Source organism: Aporhodopirellula sallentina SM41 (assembly GCF_000346505.1).
In the GTDB taxonomy this organism is placed as follows: domain Bacteria; phylum Planctomycetota; class Planctomycetia; order Pirellulales; family Pirellulaceae; genus Rhodopirellula; species Rhodopirellula sallentina.
The window spans coordinates 1-7,692 of sequence record NZ_ANOH01000381.1 but is presented as its reverse complement, the minus strand read 5'-3'; the positions used below and the strand labels follow the sequence as shown (position 1 = coordinate 7,692).

7 protein-coding genes are annotated in these 7,692 nt (G+C 52.8%); all 7 read right to left on the bottom strand.

The window, feature by feature from the left end; translation table 11 throughout:
* Nucleotides 1–914, bottom strand: a 914-nt coding sequence (gene gmd, locus RSSM_RS24750; RefSeq protein ID WP_008686288.1) for a GDP-mannose 4,6-dehydratase, incomplete at its 3' end; no start/stop codon positions are given.
* Nucleotides 915–1,014: 100 nt separating this feature from the next.
* Complete coding sequence (locus tag RSSM_RS24745; RefSeq protein WP_008686286.1) at nucleotides 1,015–1,863, bottom strand: glycosyltransferase family 2 protein; 849 nt, start codon at nucleotides 1,861–1,863, stop codon at nucleotides 1,015–1,017.
* 3 nt (nucleotides 1,864–1,866) lie between these two features.
* On the bottom strand, nucleotides 1,867–2,457 hold the full coding sequence (locus RSSM_RS24740; protein WP_044303590.1) for an LbetaH domain-containing protein: 591 nt from the start codon (nucleotides 2,455–2,457) through the stop codon (nucleotides 1,867–1,869).
* Nucleotides 2,458–2,802: 345 nt separating this feature from the next.
* Nucleotides 2,803–3,828 carry an acyltransferase family protein gene (locus RSSM_RS24730; RefSeq protein ID WP_008686280.1) on the bottom strand — a complete coding sequence of 342 codons (1,026 nt, stop codon included), beginning with the start codon at nucleotides 3,826–3,828 and terminating at the stop codon, nucleotides 2,803–2,805.
* The gene (locus tag RSSM_RS24725) at nucleotides 3,825–5,057 is read right to left on the bottom strand and encodes a glycosyltransferase (RefSeq protein ID WP_044303588.1); all 1,233 of its coding nucleotides are present in this window, start codon (nucleotides 5,055–5,057) and stop codon (nucleotides 3,825–3,827) included. The genes RSSM_RS24730 and RSSM_RS24725 overlap by 4 nt, the downstream gene beginning before the upstream one ends.
* The gene (locus RSSM_RS24720; RefSeq protein ID WP_008686275.1) at nucleotides 5,054–6,199 is read right to left on the bottom strand and encodes a glycosyltransferase family 4 protein; all 1,146 of its coding nucleotides are present in this window, start codon (nucleotides 6,197–6,199) and stop codon (nucleotides 5,054–5,056) included. Before RSSM_RS24720 ends, RSSM_RS24725 begins: the two co-directional genes overlap by 4 nt.
* A 44-nt stretch (nucleotides 6,200–6,243) precedes the next feature.
* Nucleotides 6,244–7,692, bottom strand: a 1,449-nt coding sequence (locus RSSM_RS24715) for a hypothetical protein (protein WP_236621359.1), incomplete at its 5' end; no start/stop codon positions are given.

Sequence of the window (7,692 nt, the reverse complement as noted above, 5' to 3'; positions counted from 1 at the left end):
ACGATGACTTGCCCTGGTAGAACCCCGGGGGCCAGCTCCGCGTCGGTGACTTCGGTGATGGTCGCGGTCTCGTCAACACCCTCACCACTGAACTCGATCTGCAGCCCCGCCCTGGCTGCGGCCAAGCGGACAAATTCGCGCACGCTGATTTGCTTGCCCGTGGCGATAACAAAGTCATCAGGTTGCTCCTGCTGCAGCATCATCCACTGCATCCGGACATAGTCTTTGGCGTGACCCCAGTCACGCAGGGCATCCATGTTTCCCAGGTACAGACATTCTTCGATGCCTTGGGCGATGTTGGCGATGCCGCGGGTAATCTTGCGAGTGACGAAGGTTTCGCCACGGCGAGGTGATTCGTGGTTGAAGAGAATCCCGTTGCAAGCGTACATCCCGTAGGACTCACGGTAGTTCACCGTGATCCAGTAGGCATACATTTTGGCAACTGCGTAGGGTGACCGAGGGTGGAAAGGGGTCGTTTCGGATTGCGGGATCTCTTGGACGAGGCCGTAAAGCTCGGACGTGGACGCTTGGTAAAAGCGGCAAGTTTTGTCCAGACCTAAAAAGCGAATCGCCTCCAACAAACGGAGGGTCCCGATCGCATCGACGTCGGCCGTGTACTCGGGCGATTCAAAGGAGACCGCAACGTGCGATTGCGCCCCGAGATTGTAGACCTCGTCCGGTTTGACCTCGGCGATGATTCGCGTCAGGTTCGACGTGTCGGTCAGGTCGCCGTAATGAAGATGGAACCGAGGATCGGGCGAATTGGGATCCTCGTAGATATGATCGACACGTTCCGTATTCAGCGAGGAAGCACGTCGTTTAATTCCGTGTACCTCATAACCCTTCTCCAACAAAAATTCGGCCAAGTAGGAACCGTCTTGCCCGGTCACTCCAGTGATCAACGCTCGTTTCATTCAATTTCTTTCGCAAAGGGGTGTTGAAGCAACAGGCAACCAGAGAGGGGCGTGAGTTGTAGTGGTCGAGACAAATCCGGCATCCAATGATCAGGCCGTGCTAGGTGTTTTGCTTGTGGCTCTGTGATGGAATCCGCTTGAGTTCCTGGATCTTGCAATAGACTTGAGTGAAGTAAGAGAGCTTCAACAACGCGAACGCGAAGCCACGGGAGCCATCCAAGAACCCTCGCATCAGTACGTAGGCTCCCAAAAAATAGACAGGTCCAGCCATCGGGGAATTGACCAATCGATACTTGATCTTCTGCTTGAGCGTCATCGCTTCCAGGCTACCTACCTCGCGGGCAAGATACCGTTTGGCTTCCCAGGATGAGTACTCGTTATGCTTGGCAATGTAGTGGTGGACAGGGCGGAAATCGCGATGATCGATTTTGGTGCGAATGGTCCCAATCGAACCGTCTAAGATGGGATGCTCATGGATTTCCATGTCGAGCTTTGACCATCCTTCCTCGTCAATTTTCTCGTACTCACCTGAACCAACTTGAAACAGAGCCAGTTTGTCGAGCGGATAGCCATGCTTCAGCTCGCGGCCCAAAAAGTAAATCGTGTAATGCAACCAAAAACCAACGTGTTCAGTTTCTGGTAGTGTGGCTCGCAACTCTTCCTTGAATGCGGACGTCAGATGTTCATCCGCGTCCAGGAATAACACCCACTTGGTCTCAGGACGATGATTCCGAAGGAACCAGTTACGTTTTTTGGGAAATTGACCGTTCCAGGCAAAGTCAACGACATCAGCGCCCCATTCTTTGGCAATGCTTGGCGTCGCGTCGGAACTGCCTGAGTCGATCACGACAACTCGCTTCGCGAAATCGTGACCAATTGCATTGAGGCATGCCAATAGATCGGTCTCTTCATTCTTGACGGGAAGCGCGATGGTCAGCTCAAGTGTCATCGATTAACCGCAACGTCGCTGGCGGATCAGTTTGGCCGGATTGCCGGCGTAGATACCGTTTGAAACGGTGTCTTTGAAGAGGACCGATCGTGCTCCCAAGACACTTCGTCTACCAATAGTGACGCCAGGGCCGACAAATGCTTCGGCAGCGAGCCAGGCGTAAGCTTCGACTACGATTGGCTTGGCAATCAGTTGAAAGTACTCATCGTCCACGTCATGCGTCCCCGCACAGAGGTGAGCCCCTTGGGAAACGATTGCATGGTCGTCCAGCCTGATTGTCGCCATGCAGTAGCAATTAACCTGAGGTCCCAAGCACGCGTGCGGCCCCATGACCAGATTCTGCGGCAGCCAAATTTTTGCCGAGCCATAGACATGCGAAGTGGGGTGAACCTGCGCACCAAACAGACGTAGAAGGAGCACACGCCAGCGATGCATCGGGGCCGGAGTCCACGACGCGAGCATCGTCCAGACGACCGTCCAAGCAAGACGTTGAAGACGCTGTGAAAAAGAATAACTCGCTCCACCCTCGGTCGGTCTGGTATCTCCGTAATCAAGAGGTGCTGTGCCATCGGACGCAGCGGCTGATCTACTCATGTCCAATCGCTTCCAATAATTCCTCGTTTGCTGCGGCCGGCAAGTCGCGTTTCCGGCAGCACTCCATTGCGTTTAATATCATTGCCAGTCGTGCCTACAGTTTGGTCGATTGCCGAGTTTCGACAGGGCTTTGATCCCACTGGGTTGTTTCGCTAGCTGAAACCGCCCCACAAGCACGCTCGATGTCATATTTGATGTTGGTGAATTTGACGGCAGAGGCAGTTCGAGGGAGTGACGACATCGAATGTGTTTTGATGAGCAAGTGCTGAGAAACTGAAGTGCGATCTTCATCACTCATAGCTATTGAGTTTGCGGGCATGCACTTTTCGACAAGAGAGATGGCAATCAATTCAATTGTGCTCGTGCCCCTAGCCACTTTGCAAGATGGTGCGAGGGAAGTTCGACCAAAAGGAAGAATAGGTAGGAGGTGACGAAGGCCACGAGAAATACACCAACTCTGTAAAGTGAGTTTTGAGCTGAAATAGCGATGGTTGTTGCCACTAGCGTGGGTATTAATGGATGAATAATATAGAGGGAATAGCTCCACGTACCTCCCCACTCAAGGAAATGAAATGGTTTTCTGTTTGCATAGTAGTTGACTTCGCATCCTATCCAAAAAACTGCGAAAAACGCAAATATATTCAGGGTAATACAATTGCTTGCCAAGGGCGATTCGACGTGGAATTTCACTACCCTTAGAACCACGCTTACCAAGAACACCAACGCTCTTAGGAAAGAAATCTGCAGGGTGGTGAGGGCAGGGAAGCGTCGGGTATTCTCAGCGAGCCAACAACCTAGCAGCCAGCAAGGTAATCCGATCGCCCAGGTCCAGAGACCAAAAGCAGTATAGTCGGCGTTTTCAGTGATTAGATCAACGTTCGCGATGGTTATAAATGAACTAATGCAAAAGCCTGAGATTACGGTGCTTGCCCATCCCCAACGCTTCGCAAAGAGAAGAATGGCGGGGTAAAGTGCATAGTAAATGCTCTCACAAATGATACTCCAAAAAACACCGAACTTTGGTGCTGGCAGTTTGATTTGCAGAAGCCAGTAAAAAAGCAGTGCCAAGAAACACGGGATTCCGATCCTGATAAAACGCTTGGTGTAGAAAGGTTTTGTGTGGAGTGATTCTCGCCGTGTTTGTGGGAAGTGAATACAGAGTCCGCTGAGCACAAAGAAAATGACAACTGCGGCAGGTCCATTGAACAGGCACCCGATGATACCATTGAGAGCTCGTTCAATGAGCGGAATCGCTGGTAATGAGATCTCAAAAGGCATCCCGAAGTGACCGATCACAACCACAATCGCACAAACGAACCTGATGCTGTCGAGTCCCGCCAATCGATGCGGTATAGGCCTTGCTTCGTTCATTGATGCCCCCACTTTTGGTCGATCGATTTGGTGATTTTTTGAGCAGCTGCGGTGGGAAGGTAACGCTTGCGATAGCACTTAAACGCAGAATCCTGCAACCGGATTCGCTCTCGCTGTTGAGTTGAGAGCCATCTCGCGAGCAGGTTGGTAACACCAGGTAGTTCGTCGTTACTTATGAACGCAGCCCCGTCGGCTTCGATATCGCTGAAAATGTTGACTTGGTCGGAGATCAGAACCGGTTTGCCGCAGGCCAAGGCTTCCACCACAGAGATGCCAAAGTTTTCCTGATGACTCGGTAATACAAACGCTTCGCAGCCATAAAAAGCCCCCCACTTCGCGTCACCCTGCAGCATCCCGGGGAAAATGATTCCGGGACCTTCCTTCGGCTCTTGGCAGTTGCGAAGCAACTGATGTGAAGCGGCATTTCGTTGCATGTTGTTCGCGTACTCCGAATCCGTTGGCCCTGCGATCACAAGCGCAGGGAAATCTTTTACTGCATCCGCTTGCTCCGCGAGTCGAGCATAGGCATTGATCAGCAGATCGACACCTTTCTTCGGGTGGATACGACTGAGGAACAGCAGGAAGGGTTGAGTTCCCAATTGTGGGCAGGTGTCCCGGAACGTCTGATCCATCGAATCCGTCCTGGCGGGCGGTTCAGCCACCCCGTAGCCAACATTGATTTCCTGTTGCGGACGGTAGGGGCAAAATGGCAACCGTGACAACTCCAATTCCTTTTGGCAGGTGAACAGTACGCCAGTCGCTTCTGAGATCGTGCGATGTTCGATCAGCTTCCAGTAAACCCAGTTTCGGTATGCCTTAATGCGTCGCGATGGTTCGTTCTGGAACCAAGGATCCAGCATCCCGTGAGGCATCACATACACACGAGGTAGCTTTGTGTACGTCTGATCCCGTCTCAGTTGCCGCATCGACTTGGTGACCGCATAGCTAGCGTACTGCCACAGCCCATGAATGATCACGGCATCAAAGCGAGGTAGGTTCTCGCCAAGCCAAGGAACCAAGCCTGGGTGCCGAGCCCATGGGCCTGACGCCTTTCCGATCGCATGGACTGTTAGCTTCTCTTCGGCAAGATAGGAGGAAGCTGGATCGTCCAGACATACAATCTCGTTCGCACAGCCGAGCGCATCGAGTTCGGGAGCCAAATTTCGGATGCCTTGACACGGACCGCCCATCGTCGGGTCCATGCTGGAGATGACACGAAGGATTCTCACGCGATCGCTGTACTATTCGAGTTCGAAGTGTAGCTTTCCAGCACTTGACGATAGATCTGTTCGTATTGATCCATTGTCTGAGACGGATCAAAACGCCGCGCGTTGGCAAGTCCTAAAGCGATTCTCAGTTGGCGAGCAGAGCCCAGCTGATTCAAGAATTTTCCTATCAACTCAGCCCCATCGCACGCCCAGGCATCTTCTTGGCCGGATTCCAAGCGTCGATGATAGATTGCAGCATCACCACCGACTTCGTTCATCGGAGCGGCATCGGTCGTCAAAACTGGAGTCCCGCAGGCCATGGCCTCTGCGATGGGCCATCCAAAGCCTTCCTCGAGACTCGGGAACAGAAATAACTTTGCCAAATTGTAAGCCGCGACGACTTGCTCATCGCTCAATCCCGTCAGGAAGCGAACGTCACCATTGGCCGGTATGGTGCCAGCGACTTGCTTCAGTTTTTCGCTTGGTTCAACTCCCACCATCCACAGGGGCAATGGGTCTGCACTAACTTCACAATAACGACGATACAGCACGAGTACTCCCATTCGATTTTTGTACCATTGGTTGCCGCCAATGTGCAGTAAAAACCCCTCTTGGTCCTCGGGACGAAGGTGCTCTGCTAAGCGTAGCGATGCTTCCCGCTCTTCGAGTTGTTCAAAATCCCCATTGAGTCCGTTGTAAACGACATGAGCAGATTGGGGAGATTTGCTCATCAACCCGAGCAAGTCATTCCTCGTTTTTTCGGAAACGCAAATAAAATTGTCGCCGCTCGAGAATCCTTTTCGAATCAATGTTTGGTATTGCTTGCCGGTCGTACTGGTTGGGTTCTGAGGAAACTCACCGAGTGCGGATCGCAAAGCGAGAAAATCGTGGCAATGGATCACGTGGCGACGGTGTCGTACGTAGGGCACCCACATTCCGAGGGCTTGATCGGTGAACACAAACAATGTGTCCGGAGGAAACGCATCGACTTTGCGTTTGAGCTGCCGAGGGAAAAGGGCAAATTGATCGAAATATCGAAGCCACTTTTGGATCCCAGGAGACGGAGACGGCAACTTGGACACAATCGCGGGCGCCGTCAGAATCGATACCGCATGCCCCCGAGAGCGCATTCCTTCGCGTATCATCTCGGCAAAACGAGGCATACTGCGGGAATCAAGCCAGTCAGGATGGGTGATGAGAACAATGTTCACGAAACAGCCACCGAATGATCTCGCTGTGGCTCCACATGCCGTTTTTTTGGCCTCGACTTCTTAGAAGTAGGAGATGTTCGTATAGCAGCAATCACTAGCCCCGTAATCAATGTGTAGAACCCTAACGCTGTGGGCTGCGCCCATCCACCTTGCGCAATTGCCAAGACCCCCGCTCCCAACAAGATCCAGGCTAGCGGATCGCTCCGCGTCAGTTTTTGATACCCCAGCCACCAAAGCTGTGCGGCCATCAACACCCGAACGAAAATAAGCGGCAATCCCAGTAGTGGGCCAAGCTCACCGACCTCGCGCCCCCATTCTCCTTCCGCGATCAGAAATGTTCTTTTTCCTGTCGTGTATTTCGCGCCCACGTTTGTCCCAAGTCCAATGCCATGACCAAACACCGGCAAATCGGTTGCGTTGAAGACAGCACCAATCAGCCCCCCCAAGAAACGATCACCGAGCGTTCCTTCTAAACCGCCTTCGCTGTCGGACGCCGTCTCGAATCGCTTCGCAAAAACTGTCATACCTGTTTGGAAAGCAGGGGTCCATGACACCGATGCAAGAGCAATTGAAATTGCTATCCCTGCCCCCATCACCTTTCCCAGATACTTTGGCTTCCGGGCGATCACCAGCATCGCAAACATCCCTGTCAATACCGTCTGGAAAAGCAAAGCACGACTGATCGAAAGCGGGATCGCTAAGATGAGGCCGCCGGTAGCGAGCAATAAGATCAATCGATTGCATTTGCCGGGTGTCAGCCAATAATAGACGATCCATACTCCTGCCAAATTATAAAATGACGTCAGCCCGTTGGTGAAAGAAAACGTCCCCGGAGGTCGAGCGTAACCCATCGCTCCAGAAAAGCCAGCTCCCTCCATGTCACCGCCGACACCTCGATTAACCCAGGCCGACTGGGGGCTGAAATACTGCAACGCCATTAAGACCGTCATCGGAACGGTGATCCAAATGATCACGCGGCCGATTTTCAACAGGTCGCTACGCGAAAGCACGCGTCCAATCACAAACGCCATCGGAACATGCAGGATCAGAATTCGAGCACCAAACGCGGCCACAAAGGGACTGCGGTGCCCTACCGTGATGGCCGTCAAAAAACCCAGGCAACCAATCGTCAACGCCGAAATCACATACACATTCAGTGGTAGCCAGCCACGCTTGGCGGCCAAGTACAGCGTTGCCAAAGCGATTGGATCCCGAACCACCAGCAGTGGCGTGGCCAATCCAGGTAGAACCCATTTTCGGAGTGCCCCCTCGAAAATGACCAGCAAGAAATAGGCCCAGATTCCCCAGCGAATCAGCTGTTCCGGACTGGCCTTCTTCTTGCGTCGCTTTTCGCGTGCGGAGCGAGCAGGAGTTGTGTGTCCGGGAATTGGCTCCGCGCTCACTGGTGATAGCGGATCACACCGCGAAACCGTGCTGGTTGGCTC

Bases quoted from the DNA above. Each gene is read 5' to 3' on its own strand.
- RSSM_RS24745 (WP_008686286.1), bottom strand. From the start codon at position 1,863: ATGACACTTGAGCTGACCATCGCGCTTCCCGTCAAGAATGAAGAGACC.
- RSSM_RS24740 (WP_044303590.1), bottom strand. From the start codon at position 2,457: ATGAGTAGATCAGCCGCTGCGTCCGATGGCACAGCACCTCTTGATTAC.
- RSSM_RS24730 (WP_008686280.1), bottom strand. From the start codon at position 3,828: ATGAACGAAGCAAGGCCTATACCGCATCGATTGGCGGGACTCGACAGC.
- RSSM_RS24720 (WP_008686275.1), bottom strand. From the start codon at position 6,199: ATGCCTCGTTTTGCCGAGATGATACGCGAAGGAATGCGCTCTCGGGGG.